This window comes from Streptomyces sp. NPDC088785 (assembly GCF_044750685.1).
Lineage (GTDB): Bacteria > Actinomycetota > Actinomycetes > Streptomycetales > Streptomycetaceae > Streptomyces.
This window is the reverse complement of sequence record NZ_JBIVKH010000019.1, coordinates 61,404-86,316: the sequence shown is the minus strand read 5'-3', so window position 1 is coordinate 86,316 and position 24,913 is coordinate 61,404. Positions and strand designations below refer to the sequence as shown.

The window sequence follows — 24,913 nt, the reverse complement described above, 5'->3', positions numbered from 1 at the left end:
GAGTCGACCTGGGACAACCGCTGTCCGCGGCTTGCGGCAACTCTGAGAGTTGTCCTCAGTGCCCTCACAAGGTCCCTTGCCCCCAGCGCAAGTCGGTCGGCGTCACCTTCTCTCCAGCGAGCAGCTCGTCAGCGTGTTCCAGTACTTCGGCAGCCAACCCCAGGTGGATGGCTTCGGTGGTGTTGGCCAAGCGGGACAACTAGCTGTTGGGGTTGTCCGTGCTCAAGTAGCAGGGCTAACCCTCGGGGCCAGACCAAGACAGGAGCCGCAGCTCGTCCGGTGTCGTCATCCTTCCCTCCAGTTCTCTGCGTGCGCGACGCGGGTAAGGCAGGCCCTTCGGTGGCAGATCAGATGGCACGTAGATGCGGGCCAGGCTGTGTGGGGAGGGGCCCTCGTTGTGGATGCACGGGAACTGAGTTAGTTCTGTGTTGGCCGGCACCCGCAGCAGAGGGACCAAGTGCCCTTGTGCCTGGAGTCGGGTGGTGCGGACGGTGACCCGCAGCGTTGGGCCAATCCCGCTCGTCTCAGAGCGCGCTCGGGCACCGCCGACATACGTGTGATGACGCGATGCGTGACCGACGAAGTTGCCCTTGCCGTGGGTCTTCTCGACCAAGCCCTCGCTCTGGAGGAGGGCCAAGGCGCTTCGCAGCGTCGATGTACTCACTCCGTAACGCGAAGCGAGGGTCGTCTCGGAGGGGAGGCGTTCGCCCGCTTTGAGTTCGCCTGTCGTGATCTGATTGCGGACGTCGTCAGCGATCGATTGGCGGCGAGAGGGCATTGCCGGTCACCACCTTCTCAGCGTTCGGAGGGCGATCAGGCGAGCCCGTGAGCCCATGTTCAAGAGATCGCCCGTTTCGAACCGGACCTGTTTGGTGCCTCCGGGAAGTTAGATGAGATCAACTACTCGATGCGGGCTGCCACCGACGCTGATGACGTCCTCGCGTCGGATGCTGGACGCAGTGATCTCGATGGATGCTGCCACGGCCTTCTTAGAACTCGTAACACGATCATGGAGAGGCGCATCTAACCTTGTTGAGGTGTCCTCCCTCGTTCTCATCGCCTCTTCGCACTCATCGGCGTCTGCTGCCCTCGTCTACGCGGCGCTCGTGGATGCGGAGTCCTGGCCGTCGTGGTCGGCCTACGCCGACGTCGAGTGGGATGTTCCCGCAGGTGTCGACCGGCCGGCACGCGTGGGGGACATGCGTACCATCCGCACGAGCACGGGGCGGACGTGCTGCCGCGAGCGCGTCGTTGAGATGGTTCCTGACCGGCGGTTCAGCTACGAACAGGCGTCAGGACTTTTCACATCTCATCGAGGGTCCGTCGACCTGGCCGGAGCCGCTCATGGGGGTACCGACATCACTTGGTCGGTGACCTACCGTCTCTCCCTGCCTCTTCTGGGCATGCTCCGGAGGCGGCGACTGCAGGTGTGGGCCCAGGACCTCGCGTCGTACGCCAACTCGATCGTGAGCCGCAACTCCTAGAAGCACTGCACGCGTTCATGATCCAATCTTTTGAGGCGTCTCCAGCAGATGACGCTACAGCCCAATGAGACGAAGGCGTCGTGGAGTTCTAGGCGCCGTTCCCATCGGACGGCGAGGCGTTTGAACTGGTGGAGCAGGGCAAAAGTCTGCTCGACGACGTAGCGGAGCTTGCCCAGGCCCTTGATGTTCGGGGCGCCCTTGCGGGAGATGACCGGCAGGATCCTGCGGCGTCGTAGTTCCCGGCGTACGGACTTCGAGTCGTACGCCTTGTCACCCAGGAGAGACTCGGGGCGTCGGCGTGGTCGGCCGGGTCGACCAGCGACGGGCGGGATGCCGTCCACCAGATTGAGGGTCTGGGTGATGTCGTTGACGTTCGCCGCGGTAGTGGTGACGTGCAGCGGGGTGCCTCTGCCGTCGCAGATCAGGTGGTGTTTGCTGCCCGTCTTCCGCCGGTCGACCGGTGACGGGCCGGTCGCGGCTCCCCCTTTTTGGCGCGGACGTGAGAGCCGTCCACGCATACACGGGACCAATCGAGTTCGCCGGCCGCGTTCAGCTCGGCGAGCAGGACGCGGTGCAGCTGCTTGAAGACGCCTGCCTCCTGCCAGCGGTCCAGACGGCGCCAACAGGTCTGCCCTGAGCCGAAACCCAGCTCCAGGGGCAGGAGTTGCCAGGCTATGTCCTGGTACAGGACATACAAGATGCCCTGCAGGCACAGTCGGTCATCAACTGGCTTCGGCCCGGGTGACCGCTCGGGCCACGGCGGGAGCAGCGGTTCGATCCGCGCCCACAAGTCGTCCTCCACGATCCACGGTCGAGTCATCACACGACACGAACGCCCGAATCATCACATCGGTCACGCCCGACCAGGACACCTCAACAACATCCTGTTACGAGCTCTTAGTGCCTAGGGCCCGTCTCTTTGACCAGTCAGTGAGTCGTGGTGGGCTGGTTAGCCTGATGCAATGACGGACACCGAGCTGATCGTTGACCTGCGCGGTCGGCTGATCGAGACACTCGACGACTTCTGGGATGCAGTTGCCGAGCCGTGCGGGCTGCCAGAGTGGTCCGGCCGGAACCTGGACGCGTGGTCGGACACGATTGAGACCCGGGGTATCTCTGAGGTGATCGACAGCCACGACATTCTGATCGTGCACGTCGACCAGCAGGGTCTCTTCGAGGGGCACCGGCAGGAGGCCAACGCCCTGGCCAGCATCTTTGACGGAGAGCAGAACCGGCTCGTCGTCCACGCGGCGGCCTGACGAATCCATCTGACGCCTTGCTCGGCGCCGGGTCCAGATGAGGATGGCGGCAAGGTGGAGTGCGGCCTGGTACGCGATGGCGAGCTTGTCGGTCCGCATTGCGAGGCCGCGCCACTGCTTGAGTCGGGCGATGCACCGCTCGACGGTATTGCGCTCCTTGTACGTCTCAGCGTCGAAGCCGGGCGGGCGGCCTCCGGCGCGGCCTCGCCGCAGACGGTGGCCGATCTGGTCGGCGGGCTGTGGGATGACGGCACGGATGCCACGTCGAGGGAGGTGTCCGCGGATCGCGCGGGAAGAGTACGCGCGATCGGCAAGGACGACCGCAGGCCGGGTTCTTGGCCTGCCGAGTCGGCTTCGCGGGATCCGGATTCCGGCCATGACTGCCTCGAAGGCCGGCGCGTCACCGGCCTGGCCTGCGGTGACATGGATGGATAGAGGCCGTGCCCGGCTGTCACTGGCCAGGTGGACCTTCGTGCTCAATCCACCGCGGGAGCGACCAAGTGCGTGATCCTCGGGCTCGGACCGTCCAAGTCCCCCCTTTTTCTTGCTCCGGCCGAGTGCTGGTGAGCCCGGCAGTCGGTGGAGTCCACAGAGACTGTCCAGCCCACGTCGTCACCGGCATCCGCCACTGCAAGGACTGCTGCGAGGACCCGTTCCCATGTGCCGTCCACGGCCCACCTGATTAGGCGTTTGTGTGCGGTCTGAAAAGACCCGAGCTCTCCTGGCAGGTCACGCCAGGGCGAGCAGGTGCGGTACTTCCACGCGATGGCTTCCAGGGTTCGGCGGTGGTCGGCCCACTGGCGTCCACGGGCCGGATCGGCCGGCATCAACGGCTCGATCCGGTCCCACATCGCATCAGTGATCACTAACCGGACAGACACATCCGATCAACTGACCAACCCACCAAAGAGACACGCTCTAGCCGCAGGTTCGAGCCCTACCGGTCCTACCGGGGGCACCTCCCAGAGGCCCTGCTTCCGTGGGCCTTCTCGCTGTGTCGAAGACGGGGAGACGCTGTTGCCCGTCCAGCTGGCCATTTAGAACGGGCGGGATCCGCCGGAAGCCGGAGCCGGCGAGGATGCCGGTCTCCACATCCTTTGAAGCTGCCCGATGTCCGGAGAGACGGCCGTAAGTCTGGTGTCCGCGAGGATCACCACACGGAGCCCAGTCTGTCACCAGACCGACTCGGGCACCTTGCCGAGCTCTTGACGCCACAAGCTCAGTGTGTCCCCCACGGCGACCTCCTTCATCAGTCCTTAGCCCCCCTGGGCTTCGGTTCTCGTCCGGATCTCGGGGCCGGCAGGCAGTTCGCGTCTGGTTCCCTGCGGGCCATGCCCGAGGCCATGAACGTCATCGTTGTTCAGCGCCGCACCTGGCAAAATCGGCGGACCAAGTGGCACGACGTCGGGGAGCTGAGCTCGGTGGGTGGCAAGCTGTGTGTGGGGGAGGTCCTGCGGTCCGCGCGGGACAGGGACCCGTCCGTCCCGGTCATGGCCGGTCACCCGGACATCCACCACGTCACGGCTTCGGACGTCCTTGCCCAGGTACAGGTGAACGAGGGAATCAACCCGATCCGTGAGGTCAGGGTTTCCGGCGTGGCACGGCGGCCCGCGATCCTCATCCGTTCGAGTCCGTGGAAGGCCGGATCGGTCGAGACGCCGTGGCACGACGAGTTCGACCTGCGTCGGGGCCGTGTCAGCTATTTCGGGGATCATCGCGTCGATCACAGCGTCCCGGTGGGCGCCACGGACGGCAATCGCGCGCTGCTGCGAACCTGGGAAGGTCACCGAGCCGCCACCGCTCGTGAGCGTGCCCTCGCCGCGCCGCTGCTCGTCTTCGCCACCGTGACGCGCAACGGGACCCCCAAGGGGTACGTCAAATTCTGCGGTCTCGGAGTCATCGAGGACGTCGAGGAGGTCCAGCAGCAGGACAGGGGGCGCCCGTTCCCCAACTACCGCTACGAGCTTGCCCTTCTCGATCTGGAGCACGAGAACGACCAGGTCAGTTGGGCGTGGATCGAGGCCCGCGGGGATCGTCGGCTCGAAGCACGGGAGACCCTGGCGGCGGCGCCCAGGTCGTGGCGCCGATGGGTGGAGCACGGCCACGCCGTACTACCCGAGATCCGGCAGCGGCCGATGGAACTGGATGAGCCCGTCGTGCGCGGTCGGGCCGCCGACGGGCCCGTGGACGATGCCTTGCCCCCGGCTCTTCCCCGGCCACGCGACGAGAACGCCCCGCAGGCGGGCGAGCGGGACGGCGCGCGGCAGAGGCTCACGGTGGAACAGCTCATGGAGAGGCTGCGGAACCTCAAGGTTCATCAGCAGAACGGCCGCTCGAGCCGCCACAAGCCGCTGGCCCTCATGTGGGCCATCGCCCGGAACTCCCGTGGCGGGTCCCGGCTCGTCCCCTGGCCGGAGTTCCGGAGGGAGGTCGGTGCGCTGCTCGTCGAGTACGGGCTTCCTCAGTCGTCGTCCACACCGGAGTACCCGTTCTGGCACCTGCGGACGAGCGGGCTCTGGGACGTGCAAGGGGTTCCGCCGGAGCAGCAGGGGAAGGTCAGCGCCGCAGCGTTCGACAGGGCGGCTCCGGAGGCAGGTTTCACCGATCAGGCCGACAGACTGCTGAGTGATCCGTTCGTGCGGTCCCAGGCGATCGCCGTCCTGCGGGAGACCCACTTCGCCGAGTTCGCCCAGCATGAACTGATGCTGCAACTGGGCCTGGAGGGCTACGAGAGCGCCAGTGGCGTCGAGTCGTCCGCCACCGAGGAAGAGGAGCGGGATAGGGAGCCCGTCGGGCGTCGGGCCACGCACACGTCGCGCCTGGTCCGCGATGTGGCGCTGGCCAAGAGGGTCAAGGAAATGCACGAGGACCGGTGCCAGGTCTGCGGCATTCGTATAGCGACACGGTTCGGCACGTACAGCGAAGCAGCTCATATCCGCGGGCTCGGCCGGCCGCACCACGGGCCCGACGAGCTGGCCAACCTTCTCGTGCTGTGCCCCAACCATCACGTCCAGTTCGACTTTCTGGCGCTCTACATCGACCCGCACGGTGTCGTCCGCGAGACGTGGGACGGCAGACGCAGCGGCGAACTTCGGCGCCTTCCGGGTCACCCCATCAGTGAGGCCCATCTCCGCTATCACCGCGCGCTGTGCGGCAGGGACACCTCAAAGGACTCGTCCGCGGAACCGCGTCGCACGACGGCACCGTCAGCAGCGTTGCCCGAACGGTGAGCCCGGCCGGCCGTCCTCATTCCCCGCACCGGACGCAGATCTCGGATCCGGGACGTCCGTACTTCTGCGTGTCGCAGCGGGCGCATCGGGGGCGGCGCGGGCGAGCCGTCGGCCCGTGGGGGGCGGCGGGGCTTCCGTACGGTGTCCGACCTCGTGGCGATCCGTCCACCCGCTCCTCCACGGAGGACCTCGTCACGGTGGGCTCTTCGGGGGTCGGGGGTCGGCGTCGTCGGTGTTCGTCGTCCAGCGCCTGCTGGATCTCTCTACGATTACGGGCCGCTTCCCGCGTTCGCCGCGACCGCCACCTGCCGAGCAGCAGGAGAAGCAAGCAGGCATCCACGGTGGCGCACATGAACACTCCGCCGAAGTAGTCGCCGTCCACTGCCCAGCCGAGCGCCGCACACAGCAGGGCGAGAGCGGTGACGCAGACGATCAGGACGAGGAGAACCGTGGCCCGGTCGATTCTGAGATCGACATGCCCGGGGGACGCAGCTCCGTCTCCGCGCCAATGCGGGGCCACCCATGTGCCGTCGGCACGTTGATAGCCGCGAACCTGTGGCACCGCTCCCCCATACCTGGCGTCCGAGAACAGCCTTCTCGCCGACTGGTCGCGCCTTCAGCGCGCACTTTAGGGTCAGCCCACCCGCGTGTGAAGGGTCAGCCCACCCGCGTGTGAAGTGTGCAGTGTGCAGAAGGCGATCTTCTGGCCATCTCTCCTCCTGCCGGGTGGTGCCACGTGGCACCACTCAACGAGTCATCAGCGTCCGAGCGACGCGTTCGGCTCCGTGATGCCAGCTAGGTGCCGTCACATTTTCCCAGCTCAGGGCGGCTTTCGACAGCAACGAGCAAGGTCTTAGCGCCTTAGCGCTTGCGCATGGCACCACAATGGTGCCACTATGACGTCATGGACCTCACGCCGTACGTCGACACTCTGCACCGGGAACTCGCGGTGGCCGCCGAAGCCGGTGGGGATGATGCTCGCGAGTTGGCCGAGCGGCTCACCGCGCCGTTGGAGTCGGCGACGCGACTGACGCTGCTCAACGTGCTCTCCGCCGCCATGGACGAGATCACCCGCGATCTCGCGCCGGGCTCGGTGGACGTGCGGCTGCGGGGACTCGACCCCGACTTCGTGGTGACGCTGCCGCCCGGCGACACCGCCGACGACCAGCGCGGGCCGCAGCCCGTCGAGCCGGTCCGGGCGGCCGTGGCCGACACCGCGGACGACGGCAGCACCGCGCGGGTCAACCTGCGACTGCCCGCCCACCTCAAGGCCCGCGCCGAGGAGGCGGCGAGCCGGGAGGGGCTCTCGGTCAACGCCTGGCTGGTGCGGGCCGTCTCGGCCGCCGTCGACCCCGGCCAGGGACAGCCCCGTACGCCCGAGAAGGGGCGGTCCGTGGGACAGAGCTTCACCGGCTGGGTGCGCTAGCCGCGGCCGGTCCGACACGCCGGACGACCACGTTCAGGAACCTTCACGAAATCACCCACGAGTCACTAGGACGGGACAGCCATGCCTTCTTTCGACAGCCCCAAGCCCATCTCGGTCACCGCCACCCTGGACGCCGGATCCCTCCTGTTCCTCGCGGGCGACCGCGTCGACACCGTCGTGGACGTGCGGCCCCGCAACGTGAAGAGGGAAGTCGACGTCCGCGCCGCCGAGCAGACCGAGGTCTCCTTCTCGGGCGGCCGGCTGACGCTCCGGACGCCCAAGGGGAACTTCTTCGGCCTGGGCCGCACCGGCACCGTCGATGTCACCGTGGAACTGCCCGCCGGTTCGGCGCTGGACGTCACCGGCGCCTGGGCGCAGGTGCGCGGCGAGGGATCTCTCGGCGAGGTCCGGGTGAAGACCTCCGCCGGTGACGTCCGCTTCGACGCCACCGGGCCGCTGCACCTCACCGCCTCCCACGGGTCCATCTCCGTGGACAGCGTCGCCGGGCCCGCCGAGATCACCACCAGCTCCGGCAGCCTGCGGCTCGGCACCGTCGAGGGCACCGCCGTACTGAAGAACTCGCACGGCACCACCACCGTCGGGCACGTCACCGGCGCCCTCCGGGTCAACGGCGCCAACGGTGACATCACCGTCGAGCGCGCCGAGGGCTCGGTCACCGCTACCACCGCCAACGGCACCCTGCGCGTCCTCGACGTCACCAGCGGCACCGTCCAGCTGAAGACCTCCAACGGCGCCATCGAGATCGGTGTCCGCGAGGGCACCGCCACCTGGCTCGATCTCAACTCCGGCTCCGGGCAGGTCCTCAACCGGCTCGCCGAGGCCTCGGGGCCCGACCAGAGCGAGAACACCGTCGAGGTCACCGCCCGTACCAGTCACGGCAACATCGAAGTCCGCCGCGCCCGCCTCGTCTGAGACCCGCCCCGGGCCACCGCATCGCCGGACGGCCTCCGGTACGGCCTCCGGCACTGCTCCCCGTACGGCTTCTCACCGGTTCAGCCCGTCAGCGGGTGCGCCGGCCGCATCCTCCGGCCCCTTCGCGCCCGCTCCCCTCTTCGCCTTTTCGTCTCTTCGCCTCTTCTTCTCTTCGTCTCTTCTTCTCTTCATCTGCTCTTCTCGCCTCGTCCCGTACGGGAGGACCCCATGCCAAGTTCTGTCATGCACACGTCTACATCGGCCGCCGTCTCCGCCGTCGGCCTGCGCAAGTCCTACGGCGACAAGACCGTCCTCGACGGCATCGACCTGCACATCCCCGCCGGTTCGGTCTTCGCGCTGCTCGGGCCGAACGGCGCCGGCAAGACCACCACCGTGCAGATCCTGTCGACCCTCATCCCCGCCGACGCCGACAGCGGCGACGTGCGGGTCGCCGGGCACCGGCTCGTCGGCGAGGCGCAGGGCGTCCGGGCCGCGATCGGTGTCACGGGGCAGTTCTCCGCCGTCGACGGGCTGATCACCGGCGAGGAGAACATGCTGCTCATGGCCGATCTGCACCACCTGCCCAAGAAGGAGGGCCGGCGGGTCGCCGCCGAGCTGCTGGAGCGGTTCGACCTCTCCGACGCCGCGCGGAAGCCCGCCTCCACCTACTCCGGCGGCATGAAGCGGCGGCTCGACATCGCCATGACCCTCGTGGGCAGTCCGCGGATCATCTTCCTCGACGAGCCCACGACCGGGCTCGACCCCCGCTCCCGGCACACCATGTGGGGGATCATCCGCTCGCTCGTCGCCGACGGCGTCACCGTGCTCCTCACCACCCAGTACCTCGAAGAGGCCGACGAACTCGCCGACCGGATCGCCGTGCTGCACGACGGCAAGATCGCCGCCGAGGGCACCCCGGACCAGCTCAAACGGATCGTCCCCGGCGGGCACATCCGGCTCCGCTTCACCCACCCCGACGCCTACCGGGCCGCCGCCGACGCGCTCCAGGTCGCCACCCGCGACGACGAGGCCCTCACCCTCCGGGTCCCCAGCGACGGCGGTCAGCGCGAACTGCGCGCCGTGCTCGACGTGCTGGACTCCGTCGAGGTCGAGGCCGACGAACTCACCGTGCACACCCCCGACCTCGACGACGTGTTCTTCGCCCTCACCAGCCCCATCCCCGACCCCACCAGCCCCGCCGCAGCCAAGGAGACCACCCGATGAGCGCCCTCGCCCCCGCCCGCCCGTCCTCGTTCTCCCTCGCCGTGCGGGACTCCGCGACCATGCTGCGCCGCAACCTCCTGCACGCGCGCCGCTACCCGTCCCTCACCCTGAACCTGCTGCTCACCCCGGTCGTGCTGCTGCTGCTCTTCGTCTACGTCTTCGGGGACGTGATGAGCGGCGGCGCCGGCCGCGACGCCTACCTCGCCTATCTCCTGCCCGGCATCGCGCTGATGACGGTCGGCTCCACCACCATCGGCACCGCGGTCTCCGTCGCCATGGACATGAGCGAGGGCATCATCGCCCGGTTCCGCACCATGGCCATCCACCGCGGGTCGGTGCTCATCGGGCACGTCGTCGGCAGCGTCGTGCAGTCCGTCGCCGGTGTCGTGCTGGTCGGCGCGGTCGGGGTGGCCATCGGGTTCCGGTCCACCGACGCCACCGCCCTGGAATGGGTCGCCGCCGTCGGGCTCATCGCCCTCTTCTCCCTCGCCCTCACCTGGATCGCCGTCGGGATGGGCCTGATCAGCCCGAACGCCGAGGCCGCCAGCAACAACGCGATGCCGCTGATCTTCCTGCCCCTCATCTCCAGCGCGTTCGTGCCGCTGCACTCGATGCCGGGCTGGTTCCAGCCCATCGCCGAGTACCAGCCCTTCACCCCCGCCATCGAGACCCTGCGCGGCCTGCTCCTCGGTACCGAGATCGGCCACAACGGCTGGCTCGCGGTCGCCTGGAGCGTCGGGCTCACCGCGCTCGGCTACTTCTGGTCCGCCGCCACGTTCCACAACACCGGGAAGCGGTGACCCCTGCGCGGGCCGCAGGCCCCCGGTCTCAGAACCTCAGCTCCCCGTGGGCACCCGCCGGAACGGCCGGTGCCGCGGGGCGCACCGGTGTCACGGTCCGGTACCGCTCCCCCGGCGCGGGCCGCGGATCGCGCTCGCCCTTGTTCGGCCAGTACGCCATCGCCCGCTCGGCCTGCGCCGTGATGGTCAGCGACGGATTGACGCCCAGGTTCGCGGAGACCGCCGAACCGTCCACCACGGACAGGCCCGGATGCCCGTACACCCGGTGGTACGCGTCGACGACCCCGGTGGCCGGCGACTCCCCGATGACGCAGCCGCCGAGGAAGTGCGCGGTGAGCGGCTTGCCCAGCAGCTCGCCGAGGTTGGTGCCCGCGAAGCCGTTGAGGGACTCGGCGATCAGCCCGGCGGCCTGCCAGCCCTCGGGGATGTGCACCGGATTGGGGCGGCCGTGGCCCTGCTCGGCGGTGAGCCGCCCGCGCCGGGTGAGGCCGGTGGTGAGGGAGTTGTCGTGGGTCTGCATGACGAGCCCGATGATGGTCCGCTCCGACCAGCGCCGCAGCGCGACCGTGCGGGCCACGAGCACCGGGTGGGAGACGAAGGCGAGCGCGGCGGCCAGCGGCTTCGGCAGGTTCTGCCGGTACTGGGGTACGCAGATCAGGGCCATGAGGTTGGAGCCTTTGCCGTAGCGGACGTTCTCGATGTGCGTGGTGGGGTTCGGGTGCACGGAGGACGTGATGGCGACCCCGCGCGTGAAGTCCAGGTCGGTGCGGCCGAGCCGGCGCGGCCAGGTCAACGCCCCCACCAGCGCCTCGGAGTTGGTGCGGGTCAGCACGCCGAGCCGCGCCGACAGCCGCGGCAGAGCCCCCTCCGCCTTCATGCGGTGCAGCAGGGTCTGGGTACCGTAGGTGCCGGCGGCGAGGACGACGCGCCGGGCGCGCAGCACGGTGCGCCGGCCCGGGCGGCGCCGGTCGGTGGGCACGGTCGTGATCTCGTACGTGCCGTCGTCGCGTTCGCGGAGCCGGGTGACGGTGGTGAGGGGGCGGACCTCGGCGCCGATGCGTTCGGCGAGGTGCAGATAGTTCTCGGTGAGGGTGTTCTTGGCGCCGACCCGGCAGCCCGTCATGCACGAGCCGCACTCGGTGCAGGCGGCGCGGGCGGGTCCGGCGCCGCCGAAGTAGGGGTCCTGGACCGTGGCGCCCGGCTCGGCGGTCGCGGTGCCGTCGGCGTCCAGGCCGTCGCCGAAGAAGACGCCGACGGGGGTGAGCCGGAAGGTGTCGCCCGCGCCCATCTTCCGGGCCGCCGCGCGCAGCAGCACGTCGGCCTCGGTGGTGGTCGGGTTGGTGCGCACGCCGAGCATCCGGCGCGCCTGGTCGTAGTAGGGGGCGAGTTCGGTGCGCCAGTCGGTGATGCCCGCCCACTGCCGGTCCTCGAAGAAGGCGGGCGGCGGGACGTAGAGGGTGTTGGCGTAGTTCAGGGAGCCGCCGCCGACGCCCGCTCCCGCGAGCACCATCACGTTCTTCATCAGGTGGACGCGCTGGATCCCGTACAGGCCCAGGCGCGGTGCCCACAGGTAGTCGCGGAGCTTCAGGGACGTGCGCGGGAGGGTGTCGCGGGTGTAGCGGCGGCCGGCCTCCAGGACGGCGACCCGGTAGCCCTTCTCGGTCAGTCGGAGGGCGGCGACGGAGCCGCCGAACCCGGAACCGACGACGATGACGTCGAAGTCGGCCACCGGGTCGGGGTCGGCGGCGGGGTCGGGGCCGGCGCCGGGGGCGGGGTCCGTGCCGGGGCCGGTCCGGGTGTCCTCCGGCGGGGTGGCCTCAGGCTCAGGCACCGTAGAGCTCCTCTATCTCCCGCGCGTAGGCCGCCATGACCACCGGGCGCTTGATCTTGAGGGACGGGGTGAGGAGGCCGTTGTCCTCGGTGAACTCGCCCTCCACCAGCGTGAACTTGCGGATGGACTCGGCGCGGGACACCGCTTCGTTGGCGTAGTCGACCGCCTTCTGCACGTCGGCGACGATGCGCGGGTCGCGGATCACCTCGCTCAGCGGGGTGTCGGCGGGCATCTTGCGGACGGCCAGCCAGTGCGCCACGGACTCCGGTTCGAGGGTGATGACGGCGGCGACGTACGAGCGGTTGTCGCCGACGACGATGCACTGGCCGACGGGCGACCGGCTGCGCAGCCGGTCCTCCAGGACGGCCGGGGAGACGTTCTTGCCGCCGCTGGTGACGAGGATGTCCTTCTTGCGTCCGGTGATCGTGAGGTAGCCCCCGTCGTCGAGCGCGCCGAGGTCGCCGGTGGCGAACCAGCCGTCGGGGTCGAGGACTTCGGCGGTCGCCGCGTCGTTGTTCCAGTACGCGCCGAAGACGATGCCGCCCCTGACCAGCACCTCGCCGTCGTCGGCGATGCGGACGGCGGTGCCGGGCACCGGGGTGCCGACGGTGCCGGGGCGGGGCCGCAGCGGTGGGGTGATGGTGGCGGCGGCGCTGGTCTCGGTGAGGCCGTATCCCTCGTAGATGACGATGCCGGAGGCGTAGAAGAAGAGGTTGAGGTTGCGGTCGAGGGGCGAGCCGCCACTGATCGCGTACCGCAGCCGGCCGCCGAGCTCCTTGCGTACGCGGCGGTAGACGAGGAGGTCGTACAGCCCGGCGGCGAGCCGCAGGCCGGGGCCGGGTCCGGGGCCGGTCCCCAGGAACTTCGCCAGGTGCCGCTCGCCGAAAGCGACGGCGATCCGGTCGGCCCGGTCGAAGGAGGAGCCGCGGCCGAGCTTCTCCGCGGTGGCCCGCCCGGTGTCGTGGATCTTCTCGAAGAGGTACGGCACGCCGACCACGAACGTCGGGCGGAACGAGCGCAGTTCGGGCCGCAGCTCGTCCGGCTTGATGCTCGCGCAGTGCCCCAGCTCGATCCGGGCCAGCAGGCACGCCACCTGGATGGTGCGGCCCAGGATGTGCGCGAGCGGGAGGAAGAGCAGCGTCGAGGCGGTCTGGCCGGTGATGGCCCGGAAGATGGGGTGCAGCAGTTCGACGGTGTTGGCGGCCTCCGCGTACAGGTTGCCGTGGGTCAGGACGCAGCCCTTGGGGCGGCCCGTGGTGCCCGAGGTGTAGCAGATGGTCGCGATGGTGTCGGGGGTGAGGGCCGCGCGGCGTGCGGTGACCTCGCCGTCGGGCAGGTCCCGGCCCAGCCGGGCGAGTTCGAGGACGTCGCCGTCGTCGATCCGCCAGATGCGCGGGCGCTCGGCGGCGGGCAGCGCGGCCTCGGCGGCGGCGGCGTTCTCGGCCGTCTCCACGATCAGCAGGCGGGCGCCGGAGTCCCGCACGATCCACGCGATCTGCTCGGGCGCGGAGGTGGCGTAGATGGGGACGGTCTGGCCGCCCGCCGCCCAGATCGCGAAGTCGAGGACCTCCCACTCGTAGCGGGTGCGGGACATCAGCGCGACGCGGCCGCCCGGTTCGAGCCCCGCGGCGATCAGGCCCTTGGCGGCGGCGGTCACCTCGCGGGCGAACGCGGCGGCGGTGACCGGCTTCCACCCGCCGGCCTCCTTGCGCCGCAGGACCACCGTGTCCGGCGCCTCGGCGGCGTTCAGGAACGGGATGTCGGCCGGTGTGCCGCCGTCCTCCGGTGGTGCGGCGAGCGGTTCGGCGCGCGCCTCGCGCACCACTCCCCGTTCGTCCCTGACGAGTTCGATCCGTACGCGGTCGGCCAGGTCGCTGTGCTTCCTCGCCCGCTTCAGATCCTTGCGTACGCCCATGACGGCTCCCGGTCGCGCGGCTGCTGCGGCACTGCTGAACTCAGGTGCTCCGCTCCCCGGTGAACGGTGGTGCGCGCACCCGGAGCTGAACTTACTCGGGAGTCAACTTACTCATGCGTAACGAAAATTCAATGGGTCCCGCGCGAATCGGCCGTCGCGGGCGGCGGATCAGCCCTCGGGGAGCCAGGCCTCGCCGTCGAGGACGTTGCGCATGCCCACCCACACCATGTTCATCAGCCGCAGCGTGACCGCCTCCGGCGACTGGCCGGGATGGTGCTCCATCCAGTCGGTGAGCGAGTCGGCCGCGCCGACCAGCGCGTGCGCGACGAAGTCCGCGTCCTGGCCGCCCAGGCGCGCCCCGCGCCCGCTGCGCGTGATCCCGTCCCGGATCAGGCCCGCGACCTCGGCCATGACCGCGCGCCGGGCCTCGGCGACGGCGGCGGCGATCGCCTCGGTCAGCTCGGACGCCTGCCGGTGCAGCACGACCCAGCTGTCGCGGTGCGCGGCGACGAAGGCGAAGAACGCCGACAGCCCCGCGTACAGCCGCCGTTCGGGCGCGGCGCCCGCGCCCCGGGCGGCCTCCTGGAAGGCGGCGACCAGCCGCTCGGCCTCCCGCCGCAGGCAGGCCAGGAACAGCCCTTCCTTGGAGTCGAGGTACAGGTACACCATCGGCTTGGAGATCCCGGCGAGTTCGGCGATCTCGTCCACGGAGGCCGCGTGGTAGCCACGCTTGGCGAAGATCGCCACGGCCACGTCGATGATCTGCTGCTCACGGACCTGGCGGGGCACGCGCTTGCGCCGCGCCACCGGCCGTCCCGCCGTGCGCCCTTGAGCCGCTCCCGATGTGCCCGTCACTCTTGTCAGCCTACCTACCTCGCCGTAACCTTACCAAGTAGTAAGTTTACTTGGCAGTAAGGAGCCTGGTCCATGAGTGGTGCCGACGACATCGCCTCGCTCGACTTCGCGAGCGTCACGCCCGAGGAGTTCGCCCGGATCGTGAAGGGCCTGTCCGCGAAGGAGATCAACGAGATCGCCCAGGACGCCCCGCTGCGCGCCCGGGTCCTGAAGGAGGTGTTCGGGCGCATGGAGCGGCAGTTCAAGCCGGACGTCGCCGGGTCGCTCGACGCGCTGATCCGCTGGAAGGTGACCGGCCAGGGCGACACCGAGGACGCGGTCTACGAGACGAAGATCGCGAACGCGACGTGCACGGTGACCGAGGGCCGCTCGAACGCGGAGCCGCGCGTCACGCTCGTGATGGGCGACGCCGACTTCCTGAAGCTGGTCTCCGGGAACTCCTCGCCGGTCACGATGTTCATGATGCGCAAGGTGAAGATCGCGGGCGATGTCGCGCTCGCGGCGGGCCTGACCCGTTACTTCGACATTCCCAAGGCGTAGGGGCGGGGCGGGGTTCGGTCATGGCATTCTCTCTCGAACTGGACGAAGAGCAGCGGGATCTGCGCGCCTGGGTGCACGGCTTCGCGGCGGACGTGGTCCGCCCGGCAGCCGCCGAGTGGGACGAACGCGAGGAGACCCCCTGGCCGGTCATCCAGGAGGCCGCGAAGATCGGCCTCTACGGGTTCGAGTCGCTCGCCGAGCTGTTCGGCGACCCGAGCGGCATCTCGCTCCAGATCGCCAACGAGGAGCTGTTCTGGGGCGACGCGGGCATCGGCATGGCGCTGTTCGGCACCTCCCTCGCGGTCGCCGGGATCTTCTCGTCCGGCACCCCCGACCAGCTGGCCGAGTGGGTGCCGCAGTGCTTCGGCGACGAGGACGAGCCCAAGGTGGCGGCCTTCTGCGTGTCGGAGCCGCAGGCCGGTTCGGACGTGGCGGCGATGCGGACGCGGGCCCGGTACGACGAGGCGCGCGACGAGTGGGTGCTCAACGGCCAGAAGGCCTGGATCACCAACGGCGGCATCGCCGACGTCCATGTGGTCGTCGCCTCCGTCGACCCGGACCTCGGCTCGCGCGGCCAGGCGGCGTTCATCGTGCCGCCGGGCACGCGCGGCCTCGAAGGCGCCAAGAAGATACGCAAGCTGGGGCTGCGCGCCTCCCACACGGCGGACGTCTTCCTCGACGACGTCCGCGTACCCGGGCACTGCCTGCTCGGCGGCAGGGAGAAGCTGGACGCGCGGCTCGCGCGGGCCCGCGAGGGCGGCCGGGCCAAGGGGCAGGCCGCGATGTCGACCTTCGAGGTCAGCCGGCCGACGGTCGGCGCGCAGGCGCTGGGCATCGCGCGGGCCGCCTACGAGTACGCGCTGGAGTACGCGGGCGACCGGCACGCCTTCGGGCGGCCCATCATCGAGAACCAGGCCATCGCGTTCGCCCTGGCCGACCTGCGTACGGAGATCGAGGCGTGCCGGCTGCTGATCTGGCAGGCGTCCTGGATGGCCCGCAACGACAAGGTGTTCGACGCCGGGCAGGGGTCGATGTCGAAGCTGCGCGCCGGTGAGCTGGCGGTGGCCGCCTCCGAGAAGGCGATTCAGGTGCTCGGGGGTGCCGGGTACAGCCGGGAGCATCCGGTGGAGCGGATGTACCGGGACGCGAAGATCTACACGATCTTCGAGGGGACCAGTGAGATTCAGCGGCTGGTCATTGCTCGGGCTATCTCGGGGCGGCAGATCCGCTGACTGCGGCGCGTGCCGGGGGGGGGCGGGGGGTCTTGGTGCCGGGGTGTCTTGGTGCCGGGGTGTTTTGGGCGTCGGGGTGTCTCGGGTGACGGTTGGCTCGGGGGGCGGTCGGCTGACGGTCGGTGGGGGCTGGTCGCGCAGTTCCTCGCGCCCCTGGGTCGTTCTTCGGCTATCCGGCCGGGGGGGGCTGGTCGCGCAGTTCCCCGCGCCCCTGGGCGGGTTGTTCTACGGCTCACCCGCCAGTGGCCGCGTCTCGCGCAGTTCCTCGCGCCCCTGGGCGGGTTGTTCCTCGGCTCGCCGGGCGGTGGCCGCGGCTTGCGCCGTTCCCCGCGGCCCTCGGTCGTTCTCCGGCTATCCGGTCGGTGGGGGCTGGTCGCGCAGTTCCTCGCGCCCCTGGGGGCTCACCGGGCGGTGGCCGGGGCTCTCGCCCCCGCGCCCCTCGGTCGTTCTCCGGCTGTCCCGGCGGTGGGGGCTGGTCGCGCCGTTCCCCCCGCCCCCTGGAGGGCGGGGGGACGCGGGGCTAGGAGACCACGTCCTTGTGGGCGAAGCCTCGGAAGGCCAGGGCGAAGAGGATCAGGGCGTAGGCCACCGAGATCGATGTGCCCTGGATCATGCCGCTCCACTCGGGCTGCGGCTGGATCATGTCGGCCCAGGCGAACTGCCAGTGCGCGGGCAGGAAGTCGCGCCAGTGGCCGAGCGCCGTCACCGCGTCGAGGACGTTGCCGACGATGGTCAGGAACACGGCCCCGCCGACCGCGCCCAGCGGATTGTCCGTCCTGGTCGACAGCCAGAACGCCAGCCCCGCCGTGACCAGTTGCGACAGGAAGACGTACGCGACGACGACGAGCAGCCGCTGGGCCGCCGTGCCCGCGGCCAGCGCGCCGCCGGTCGGGACCTCCAGCGGCCCCCACCCGTACGCGGCCGTGCCCACGGCCAGCGCGACGACGGGGAGCAGCACGATCGCGGCGAGGCTGAGCCCCAGCGCGACCGTCAGCTTGGACCACAGCAGCCGGGCCCGGGGCACCGGCGCGGCCAGCAGGTAGCGCAGGCTGGACCAGCTCGCCTCGGAGGCGATGGTGTCGCCGCAGAACAGGGCCACGGGGATGACGAGCAGGAACCCGGCGGAGACGAACAGCGTCGTCGCCGCGAAGTTGGCGCCGGACGCGGTGGCCGTGTCCATCAGCGTCACCCGGTCGCTCCTGCCGCCCGGGTCGCCGCCGATGGCGAACGCGATCGCCAGCACGAACGGCAGCAGCACCAGGACGGCGCCCATGGCGAGGGTGCGCCGCCGCTTGACCTGCCGGGCCAGCTCGACGCGCAGGGGCAGGGTGCGGCCGGGGCGGTAGCCGTCGGCGCGCTCCGCGGCGGGGGTGGTCGTCGTCATGCTCGTCCTCCGGGGCGGTGGGCGGCGGGATCGGGCACGGCGCGGGTCACGGCGCACCCCCGATGAGCGTGAGGAACGCGTCCTCCAGCCGCCGGTGCGGGCCGAGGGACTTCACCGGCACGTCGAGCCGCACCAGGTCGGCCAGCAGCCGTGCCGCGGGGGCGCCGTCGGGCTCGGCCGGGGCCGGGGAGAGCCGGATCAGGAGTCCGTCGTCCGCGCGGACGACGGACTCCACGCCCGCCAGCGCGGCGACCTTCTCGACCACCGGATCGGCGACCGGCACGGCCAGGCCGGCCAGCAGCGTGTCCCCCGAGCCGATGATCCGGTCGACGGGCCCGGCCTGCACCAGCCGGCCGCGGTCCATGACGACGAGGTGCGTGCAGGACTGCTCGACCTCGGCGAGGAGATGGCTGGAGACGATGACGGTGCGGCCGCCGCGCGCGTAACGGATCATCACCTCGCGCATCTCGCGGATCTGCGGCGGGTCCAGGCCGTTCGTCGGCTCGTCCAGGATCAGCAGGTCCGGCAGGCCGAGCATGGCCTGCGCGAGGGCGAGGCGCTGCCGCATGCCCTGCGAGTAGGTGCGCACCGCGCGGGCCAGCGCGTCGCCGAGGCCGGCGATCTCCAGGGCCTCCGCCAGGTGGGCGTCCTCGGGCGGGCGGCCCGTGGCGCGCCAGTACAGCTCCAGGTTCTCCCGGCCGGACAGGTGCGGCAGGAAGCCGGCGCCCTCGACGAAGGCGCCGACGCGGGACAGCACCGGGGCGCCCGGCCGGATCGCGTGCCCGAAGACGCGGATCTCGCCCGCGTCGGGGGCGATCAGGCCCATGAGCATGCGCAGGGTGGTCGTCTTTCCCGCGCCGTTCGGCCCGAGGAGGCCGAGGACCTGGCCCTGCTCGACGCGGAAGGAGAGGTCGCGGACCGCGTACCGGTCGGTGGACTTCGCGTACCGCTTGGCGAGGCCGGTGATCTGGAGCGGCACGTCGGCCAGGGCCGGGTCGGGCGCCGGTGCCGTCGTGCGGCGGCGCGCGGTGAGCAGCAGCGCCGCGGCGACGACGAGCGCGCCCAGCGGCAGCCACCACACCCAGCCGGGCAGCGGGGTGTCGGCGGTGCGCACGTCGGGCGCGGTCGGCAGGCTCAGCCCGCCGGCCACCGACACCTGGTAGGTGGCGGGCTCGACCGGTGACGCGTACCCCAGGTCGGTCGCGGACAGGACGAGCCGCAGTATGTGGCCCTTCTGCACCTGGTGGTCGATGGCCGGGAGGGCGATCCGCACGTCCTTGCCCGCGCCGCCCGCGCCCGTCACCCGGACCGGGGTGACCAGCTGCGAGGGCAGCACCTCGCGGGCGCCGCCGGGGCCGGCGTCGTAGACCTTCGCGAACAGGACGGCCGTGCCGGTGGACGACTTCACGTGCGCCGTGACCGTCGGTGAGCCGGTGATGCGCACCGAGGTGTCCAGCGGCGCCGAGTCGAAGCGCGCGAACTGGCCGGGGAAGTCGAGCGACACGCCGACTCCGAGGGACGACAGCTTCGCCAGGGAGCCGAGGCCGGGGACGGAGGAGATGGACGGCGGGCCGCCGCCCGGCGGGTTCTGGAACGTCTCCGTGGCGTGCTTGAGCGGCACGCTCCTGCGCCGCTCGCCGCGCAGCCCCGGGTACCGGTCGCCGCTCGCGCCGCGCAGGGTGGCCGCGCCGTCGGTGGAGTCGACGCCGCCGGTGCGGGTGACGCGGAAGGCGGGGCCGGTGTCGGCGTCCGCGTCGTCCTTCAGGTACCGGTCGAACCAGGAGGTCACGCGCCCGGTGAGCCGGTCGGTCTCCATGTCGCCGCCGTCGTGCCCGCCGGCCAGCCAGTCCACCGTGACGGGGGCGTGGTTGGCCTTGATCCGGTGGGCCATGGCGTCGGCCTGGCCGAGCGGGAACAGCGAGTCGGTCTGGCCCTGCGCGATCAGGGTGGGCACCTTGATGCGGTCGCCGACGGCGGACGGGCTGCGCTCCTCCAGGAGCTTGCGGGCCGCCGCGTCCGGCCGGCCGGAGACGGCCACCCGTTGGTACATGGCGCACAGCTGCGGCAGGAACCGGCCGCAGTTCAGGCCGGCCTCGCTGGTGCGCGAGCCGATGTTCGCCGAGCCGGAGGTGAAGAAGATGCCGGCCCACAGCTTCTTGAACACGCCGTCGGGGAACAGGGCGTCCGCGAGGTTCCAGTACGTGATCTGCGGGGCGATGGCGTCGATCCGCGGGTCGTGGGCGGCGGCGAGCAGCGAGACCGCGCCGCCGTAAGAGGCGCCGGTCATGCCGACGCGCGGGTCGCCCGCCTTGTCGAGCCGCACCTCGGGGCGCTCGGCCAGCCAGTCGATCAGCCGCGACACGTCGGCGACCTCGCCGCGCGGGTCGTTCAGCCCGATCCTGCCGGTGGACTTCCCGAAGCCGCGCGCCGACCAGGTGAGCACGGCGTATCCGTGCCGGGCCAGCTTCTGCGCCTCGCCGCGCACGTCGGCCTTGCTGCCGCCGAAGCCGTGCGTGAGCAGGACGGCGGGCCGCCGCCGGCTCTCGGACCCCGTCGTGAAGTACGACGTGTCGATGCGGACGCCGCCGCCCATCGCCATCATCCGGTCCTGCCGGTGCACCGTGGGCGCCGCACCCGACGACGCCGTGGCCGTCCAGGTCCCGGCGCCCGCGAGCACCACGAGGGCGGCCACGACGGCGATCAACCGTCGCGGCCCGCCGCGTACTCGCTCACGCCATGCGCGCACTTGTGAATCCATGCCTCAACGGTAGGGGTCGCCACTGACAGTCACCGCCGTCCCCGGTCGGAGCCGGGTGCCCTCCCGGAGGAGTACGGTGTGCGGCCCGTCTACCACGGACGCGGTACGGGGCGGGCCGCTCAGCCCCGCCTGCCCGGCCCCTCACGCTCCGAAACCGGACGCCCCGGCCGGCCCGCCGTGCTACGACTCCCCCATGCGCATCACCCGAGCCACCTCGACCGGACAACTGCACGCGGCCGCCGCCCTCTTCGACGCCCCGCCGCGCGAGGACTGGGCGGCCGACTTCCTCGCGGCGCCCGGCCACCATCTCTACCTCGCGGAGGCGGACGGCGGACCGGCCGGTTTCATCAGCGGGGTCGAGACCGTCCACCCCGACAAGGGGCGCGAGATGTTCCTCTACGAACTCGCCGTGGCCGCACCGTACCGGCGGCGCGGCATCGCCCGCGCCCTGATCGGGACGCTCGCGGAGCTGGCCGCCGGCCTCGGCTGCTACGGCATGTGGGTCGGCGTGGACCTCGACAACGACGCGGCGCTCGCCGCGTACCGCAGCGCGGGCGGCACGCGGGCGGAGGCGTGCCAGGTGATCACGTGGGACTTCCCGGGCGGACGCTAGGGGCTCCCGTCCTACGTCCGCCCCTGTCGTACGCCCCCGTACTCCCCTCCCGCCCGCTCCGGTCTCGCGCGCGTGCGCTAGTCGCGCGCGTCCTCCGGCAGGGACACCAGCCAGCGGGTCTCGCGGCGCGGGCGCAGGTAGAAGGCCCAGTAGAGCGTGGCGACGGCCGTGATGCCGCCCGTCCACAGCAGGTACGAGACGTCCTGCTCGACGAGGATGTAGGCCATCACCGCGATCAGCACCACCGGCACCACGGGCCACAGCGGCATGCGCCAGGCGGAGTGGTGGCGGTGGTCGCCGCGCCGGGCGAGCAGCGCCGCGACCGCGACGAGCAGGTACATGCCGGTGACGGAGACGCCGGTCACGCCGTACAGGGTGTCCAGGTTGACGAAGCACAGGGCGGCGCCGGGCACCCCGACGACGAGCGTGGCGACCCACGGGGAGCCGAAGCGGCCGAGCTTCGCCAGGCCCCGGTTGACCGGCTCCGGCCACGCCTTGTCGCGGGCGGAGGCGAAGAGGACGCGGGAGTTCTGGATGACCATGACGATGCCCGCGTTGATGATGGCGAGGGCGACGCAGAGCGAGACGAAGGTGCCGACGGCCGAGTTCGACCAGGCCTCGACCATGCCGCTGATGTTGCCGGAGGTGAGCGCGGCGAGGTCGGGCGCGCCCATGGTGATGGCGGCGACGGGGACGAGGATGATCACCGTGGAGATGGCGAGGGTGGCCAGGACGGTGCGGGCCACGGAGGTGCGGGGGTTCTCCAGTTCCTCGGAGAGGTAGACGGCGGTCGAGAAGCCCTGGGTGACGAAGAGCGCGATGGCGAGTCCGGAGACGACGAGCATCGCCGTCACGGTGTCGGTGTGGCCGCCGTCGCCCGCGACCCGCATCGAGAACAGCGCGCCCGCTCCGCGCTCGGAGTGGGCGAAGCCGAGGACCGCGACGACGGCCGCCGCGATGACTTCGAGGACGAGGAAGACGCCGGTGATCCAGGCGTTGGCGCGCAGGTCGAGCAGGCCGGCGAGGGTGGCCAGGCCCATCACGCCGGCGCCCGCGACGGACGGGTCGAGGTGGACCAGCGGGGCCAGGTAGTCGGCCGTGCCCATGGCGATCACCGGAGGCACGATCATCACGACCAGCAGGGAGAGCACGAAGACCAGCCAGCCCGCGAGGCGGCCGGCGAGCGTCGTGACCATCGCGTACTCGCCGCCGGCGCTGGGGATCAGGGTGCCCAGTTCCGAGTAGCAGAACGCCACGCCGATGCAGAGCAGGGAGCCGATGGCGATGGTGAGGGCGGTGGCGGTGCCGAGGTCGCCGAAGAGGTCGGGGACGACGACGAAGAGCGTGGAGGCGGGCGTCACGCACGACAGCGTGAGCAGGGTGCCGCCGACGACGCCGATGGAACGCTTGAGCTGCTGCGGGGCCGCACCGGGTTCCGGCGCGGCCGCGGGGACGGCGGTGGGGCGAAGCGTGTCGGTCATGAAGGCGGTTCCGATCGACTCGTGCGGCAGCGGGGTGGGGCGGGAGCGCTATCGCCTCCGATGGGCTGGACACGCTGGGGGGTGGGGTGGTGCGTCGCTCCCGGCGCGTTATCGAACATCGCCGATAACCGGAACGTCAACGGCCGTTTCCCTACGGATTCCGTACGCGCCCCTCGCGCCAACCGCCCGGACTTCCTTAGCTGTTCGCAAAGTCCGCCGCTTTCCATGTGTTGATGCGGGCAGATGACCTTGCTATCGAAGGTGTAGGGGGCGAAGAGCTTCCGACGCCCCATTCATCCCCTCTGTACGGGAACCGCAGCCCGCCCCCGGGAACTTGTTCAAAACTTGTCCGGACTCCGGACGCCCGAAGGCGCCCCGGCCGTCTCGGAGACGGCCGGGGCGCCTTCGGGTGCGTACCGGATCAGTGGTTGCGCGGGAAGCCCAGGTCCACGCCCGAGGGGGCGTCGGACGGGTCGGGCCAGCGGGTGGTGACGACCTTGCCGCGGGTGTAGAAGTGCGTGCCGTCGTTGCCGTAGATGTGGTGGTCGCCGAAGAGGCTGTCCTTCCAGCCGCCGAAGGAGTGGTAGCCGACGGGGACCGGGATCGGGACGTTGACGCCGACCATGCCGGCCTCGATCTCCAGCTGGAAGCGGCGGGCGGCGCCGCCGTCGCGGGTGAAGATCGCGGTGCCGTTGCCGAAGGGCGACGCGTTCATCAGCGCCACGCCCTCCTCGTACGTGTCGACGCGCAGCACGCACAGCACCGGGCCGAAGATCTCGTCCTGGTACGCCTTCGCGGAGGTCGGGACGCGGTCCAGGAGGCTCAGGCCGACCCAGTGGCCGTTCTCGAAGCCGGGCACGGTGTGCTCGGAGCCGTCGAGGACGACCTCGCAGCCCTCCGCCGCCGCGCCCTTCACGTAGGACGCCACCTTGTCGCGGTGGGCGGCCGTGATGAGCGGGCCCATCTCGGACTCCGGGTCGTTGCCGGGGCCGATCTTGATCTTCTCGGCGCGCTCCTTGATCCTGGCGACCAGCTCGTCGCCGATCGAGCCGACCGCGACGACCGCGGAGATCGCCATGCAGCGCTCGCCGGCCGAGCCGTACGCGGCCGAGACGGCGGCGTCGGCCGCGGCGTCCAGGTCGGCGTCGGGCAGCACCAGCATGTGGTTCTTCGCGCCGCCGAGCGCCTGCACGCGCTTGCCGTTGGCGGAGGCCGTGCGGTGGATGTGGCGGGCGATCGGGGTCGAGCCGACGAAGGAGACGGCGGCGACGTCCGGGTGCTCCAGGAGACGGTCGACGGCCACCTTGTCGCCGTGCAGGACGTTGAAGACGCCGTCGGGCAGTCCGGCCTCGGCCAGCAGCTCGGCGATCTTGACGGCGGCCGACGGGTCCTTCTCGGACGGCTTCAGCACGAAGGTGTTGCCGCACGCGATGGCGATGGGGAACATCCACATCGGGACCATCGCGGGGAAGTTGAACGGCGTGATGCCCGCCACCACGCCGAGCGGCTGGCGGATCGAGGAGACGTCGACGCGGCTGGCGACCTGCATCGACAGCTCGCCCTTCAGCTGGACGTTGATGCCGCAGGCCAGGTCGACGATCTCCAGGCCGCGGGCCACCTCGCCGAGCGCGTCCGAGTGCACCTTGCCGTGCTCGGCGGTGATCAGCTCGGCGATCGCGTCGCGGTTGGCGTCGAGCAGCGCCCGGAAGCGGAACAGGATCTCCGTGCGCTTGGCCAGCGAGGACCGGCCCCAGCTCGCGTACGCCGCCTTGGCCGCCGCGACCGCCGCGTCCACCTCCTCGACCGAGGCGAAGTCGACCCGGGTCGTCACGGCGCCCGTCGCCGGGTCGGTGACCGGGCCGTACTGGCCGGACGCGCCCTCGACGGACTTGCCGCCGATCCAGTGGTGGACGGACTTGGCAACGCTGTCAGACATGGGGCGACTCCT

General features: G+C 70.9%; 20 protein-coding genes and 1 pseudogene. 10 read left to right on the top strand and 11 right to left on the bottom strand.

The genetic code is table 11. The features are described from left to right. Positions 1-64 precede the first annotated feature (64 nt). Together ACIP5K_RS33385 and ACIP5K_RS33380 are read right to left on the bottom strand one after the other, a co-directional pair. Positions 65-190, bottom strand: coding sequence for a hypothetical protein (locus tag ACIP5K_RS33385; RefSeq protein ID WP_401415702.1), 126 nt, complete (start codon positions 188-190; stop codon positions 65-67). Between the two features lie 45 nt (positions 191-235). Then, positions 236-778, bottom strand: a complete 543-nt coding sequence (locus ACIP5K_RS33380) for a GntR family transcriptional regulator (protein WP_401415700.1) — start codon at positions 776-778, stop codon at positions 236-238. 112 nt (positions 779-890) lie between these two features. Here ACIP5K_RS33380 and ACIP5K_RS33375 point away from each other — a divergent pair, with 112 nt between their 5' ends. After that, positions 891-1,484, top strand: coding sequence for an SRPBCC family protein (locus ACIP5K_RS33375; RefSeq protein WP_401415697.1), 594 nt, complete (start codon positions 891-893; stop codon positions 1,482-1,484). Here the strand turns inward: ACIP5K_RS33375 and ACIP5K_RS33370 are convergent. Continuing rightward, a protein-coding gene (locus ACIP5K_RS33370) for an IS5 family transposase (RefSeq protein ID WP_401415695.1) occupies positions 1,481-2,304 on the bottom strand; the annotation gives its coding sequence in 2 pieces (ribosomal slippage) (positions 1,481-1,987 and positions 1,990-2,304; 822 coding nt in all). The two genes, ACIP5K_RS33375 and ACIP5K_RS33370, sit on opposite strands and share 4 nt — an antisense overlap. A gap of 142 nt (positions 2,305-2,446) precedes the next feature. On the opposite strand from ACIP5K_RS33370, the gene ACIP5K_RS33365 reads away from it, so the two are divergent. Next, positions 2,447-2,743, top strand: coding sequence for a barstar family protein (locus ACIP5K_RS33365; RefSeq protein ID WP_401415693.1), 297 nt, complete (start codon positions 2,447-2,449; stop codon positions 2,741-2,743). Between the two features lie 15 nt (positions 2,744-2,758). Here the strand turns inward: ACIP5K_RS33365 and ACIP5K_RS33360 are convergent. Continuing rightward, positions 2,759-3,594: pseudogene (locus ACIP5K_RS33360) on the bottom strand (IS5 family transposase); the annotation flags it as partial. 480 nt (positions 3,595-4,074) lie between these two features. Between ACIP5K_RS33360 and ACIP5K_RS33355 the strand changes: the two are divergent. The 5 genes from ACIP5K_RS33355 (at position 4,075) to ACIP5K_RS33335 (ending at position 10,356) form a co-directional block, all read left to right on the top strand. Then, positions 4,075-5,973 carry an HNH endonuclease gene (locus ACIP5K_RS33355; RefSeq protein ID WP_401415691.1) on the top strand — a complete coding sequence of 633 codons (1,899 nt, stop codon included), beginning with the start codon at positions 4,075-4,077 and terminating at the stop codon, positions 5,971-5,973. Between the two features lie 904 nt (positions 5,974-6,877). Further along, positions 6,878-7,399 (top strand): toxin-antitoxin system HicB family antitoxin, encoded by a 522-nt coding sequence (locus ACIP5K_RS33350; RefSeq protein WP_401415689.1) that lies wholly within the window; start codon positions 6,878-6,880, stop codon positions 7,397-7,399. Between the two features lie 81 nt (positions 7,400-7,480). After that, positions 7,481-8,332, top strand: coding sequence for a DUF4097 family beta strand repeat-containing protein (locus ACIP5K_RS33345; RefSeq protein WP_401415687.1), 852 nt, complete (start codon positions 7,481-7,483; stop codon positions 8,330-8,332). Positions 8,333-8,560: 228 nt separating this feature from the next. After that, the gene (locus ACIP5K_RS33340; protein WP_401415685.1) at positions 8,561-9,556 is read left to right on the top strand and encodes an ATP-binding cassette domain-containing protein; all 996 of its coding nucleotides are present in this window, start codon (positions 8,561-8,563) and stop codon (positions 9,554-9,556) included. Then, on the top strand, positions 9,553-10,356 hold the full coding sequence (locus tag ACIP5K_RS33335; protein ID WP_401415683.1) for an ABC transporter permease: 804 nt from the start codon (positions 9,553-9,555) through the stop codon (positions 10,354-10,356). The genes ACIP5K_RS33340 and ACIP5K_RS33335 overlap by 4 nt, the downstream gene beginning before the upstream one ends. Before the next feature lie 28 nt (positions 10,357-10,384). On the opposite strand, the gene ACIP5K_RS33330 is transcribed toward ACIP5K_RS33335, so the two are convergent. The 3 genes from ACIP5K_RS33330 to ACIP5K_RS33320 all read right to left on the bottom strand — a co-directional run bounded on the left by ACIP5K_RS33330 (position 10,385) and on the right by ACIP5K_RS33320 (position 14,891). After that, complete coding sequence (locus tag ACIP5K_RS33330) at positions 10,385-12,085, bottom strand: FAD-dependent oxidoreductase (RefSeq protein WP_401415818.1); 1,701 nt, start codon at positions 12,083-12,085, stop codon at positions 10,385-10,387. 94 nt (positions 12,086-12,179) lie between these two features. Next, positions 12,180-14,102, bottom strand: a complete 1,923-nt coding sequence (locus ACIP5K_RS33325; RefSeq protein WP_401415680.1) for an AMP-dependent synthetase/ligase — start codon at positions 14,100-14,102, stop codon at positions 12,180-12,182. Positions 14,103-14,270: 168 nt separating this feature from the next. Continuing rightward, complete coding sequence (locus tag ACIP5K_RS33320) at positions 14,271-14,891, bottom strand: TetR/AcrR family transcriptional regulator (RefSeq protein WP_401415816.1); 621 nt, start codon at positions 14,889-14,891, stop codon at positions 14,271-14,273. Between the two features lie 138 nt (positions 14,892-15,029). Between ACIP5K_RS33320 and ACIP5K_RS33315 the strand changes: the two genes are divergently transcribed. Both ACIP5K_RS33315 and ACIP5K_RS33310 read left to right on the top strand, forming a co-directional pair. Then, a complete protein-coding gene (locus ACIP5K_RS33315; protein WP_401415679.1) occupies positions 15,030-15,497 on the top strand; it encodes an SCP2 sterol-binding domain-containing protein in 468 nt (155 codons plus the stop codon). A 20-nt stretch (positions 15,498-15,517) separates the two neighbouring features. After that, a complete protein-coding gene (locus tag ACIP5K_RS33310) occupies positions 15,518-16,729 on the top strand; it encodes an acyl-CoA dehydrogenase family protein (protein WP_401415677.1) in 1,212 nt (403 codons plus the stop codon). Between the two features lie 520 nt (positions 16,730-17,249). Here ACIP5K_RS33310 and ACIP5K_RS33305 read toward each other — a convergent pair. Together ACIP5K_RS33305 and ACIP5K_RS33300 are read right to left on the bottom strand one after the other, a co-directional pair. Further along, entirely contained in the window at positions 17,250-18,113 is an 864-nt protein-coding gene (locus ACIP5K_RS33305) for an ABC transporter permease (protein ID WP_401415674.1), read from the bottom strand. A gap of 46 nt (positions 18,114-18,159) precedes the next feature. Beyond that, positions 18,160-20,871: an alpha/beta fold hydrolase gene (locus ACIP5K_RS33300; protein ID WP_401415671.1), complete on the bottom strand. Its 2,712-nt coding sequence runs from the start codon at positions 20,869-20,871 to the stop codon at positions 18,160-18,162. Between the two features lie 193 nt (positions 20,872-21,064). On the opposite strand from ACIP5K_RS33300, the gene ACIP5K_RS33295 reads away from it, so the two are divergent. After that, a complete protein-coding gene (locus ACIP5K_RS33295) occupies positions 21,065-21,484 on the top strand; it encodes a GNAT family N-acetyltransferase (RefSeq protein WP_401415670.1) in 420 nt (139 codons plus the stop codon). A 77-nt stretch (positions 21,485-21,561) separates the two neighbouring features. Here the strand turns inward: ACIP5K_RS33295 and ACIP5K_RS33290 are convergent, their stop codons facing one another. Beyond that, positions 21,562-22,965: an APC family permease gene (locus ACIP5K_RS33290; RefSeq protein ID WP_401415667.1), complete on the bottom strand. Its 1,404-nt coding sequence runs from the start codon at positions 22,963-22,965 to the stop codon at positions 21,562-21,564. 421 nt (positions 22,966-23,386) lie between these two features. After that, positions 23,387-24,901, bottom strand: a complete 1,515-nt coding sequence (mmsA, locus tag ACIP5K_RS33285) for a CoA-acylating methylmalonate-semialdehyde dehydrogenase (RefSeq protein ID WP_401415664.1) — start codon at positions 24,899-24,901, stop codon at positions 23,387-23,389. Positions 24,902-24,913 lie beyond the last annotated feature (12 nt).

Coding starts and splice junctions, on each gene's coding strand:
- ACIP5K_RS33325 (WP_401415680.1), bottom strand. CDS start 14,102: ATGGGCGTACGCAAGGATCTGAAGCGGGCGAGGAAGCACAGCGACCTG.
- mmsA (WP_401415664.1), bottom strand. CDS start 24,901: ATGTCTGACAGCGTTGCCAAGTCCGTCCACCACTGGATCGGCGGCAAG.
- ACIP5K_RS33345 (WP_401415687.1), top strand. CDS start 7,481: ATGCCTTCTTTCGACAGCCCCAAGCCCATCTCGGTCACCGCCACCCTG.
- ACIP5K_RS33365 (WP_401415693.1), top strand. CDS start 2,447: ATGACGGACACCGAGCTGATCGTTGACCTGCGCGGTCGGCTGATCGAG.
- ACIP5K_RS33355 (WP_401415691.1), top strand. CDS start 4,075: ATGCCCGAGGCCATGAACGTCATCGTTGTTCAGCGCCGCACCTGGCAA.
- ACIP5K_RS33335 (WP_401415683.1), top strand. CDS start 9,553: ATGAGCGCCCTCGCCCCCGCCCGCCCGTCCTCGTTCTCCCTCGCCGTG.
- ACIP5K_RS33300 (WP_401415671.1), bottom strand. CDS start 20,871: ATGGATTCACAAGTGCGCGCATGGCGTGAGCGAGTACGCGGCGGGCCG.
- ACIP5K_RS33310 (WP_401415677.1), top strand. CDS start 15,518: ATGGCATTCTCTCTCGAACTGGACGAAGAGCAGCGGGATCTGCGCGCC.
- ACIP5K_RS33315 (WP_401415679.1), top strand. CDS start 15,030: ATGAGTGGTGCCGACGACATCGCCTCGCTCGACTTCGCGAGCGTCACG.
- ACIP5K_RS33290 (WP_401415667.1), bottom strand. CDS start 22,965: ATGACCGACACGCTTCGCCCCACCGCCGTCCCCGCGGCCGCGCCGGAA.
- ACIP5K_RS33350 (WP_401415689.1), top strand. CDS start 6,878: ATGGACCTCACGCCGTACGTCGACACTCTGCACCGGGAACTCGCGGTG.
- ACIP5K_RS33380 (WP_401415700.1), bottom strand. CDS start 778: ATGCCCTCTCGCCGCCAATCGATCGCTGACGACGTCCGCAATCAGATC.
- ACIP5K_RS33305 (WP_401415674.1), bottom strand. CDS start 18,113: ATGACGACGACCACCCCCGCCGCGGAGCGCGCCGACGGCTACCGCCCC.
- ACIP5K_RS33340 (WP_401415685.1), top strand. CDS start 8,561: ATGCCAAGTTCTGTCATGCACACGTCTACATCGGCCGCCGTCTCCGCC.
- ACIP5K_RS33295 (WP_401415670.1), top strand. CDS start 21,065: ATGCGCATCACCCGAGCCACCTCGACCGGACAACTGCACGCGGCCGCC.
- ACIP5K_RS33375 (WP_401415697.1), top strand. CDS start 891: ATGAGATCAACTACTCGATGCGGGCTGCCACCGACGCTGATGACGTCC.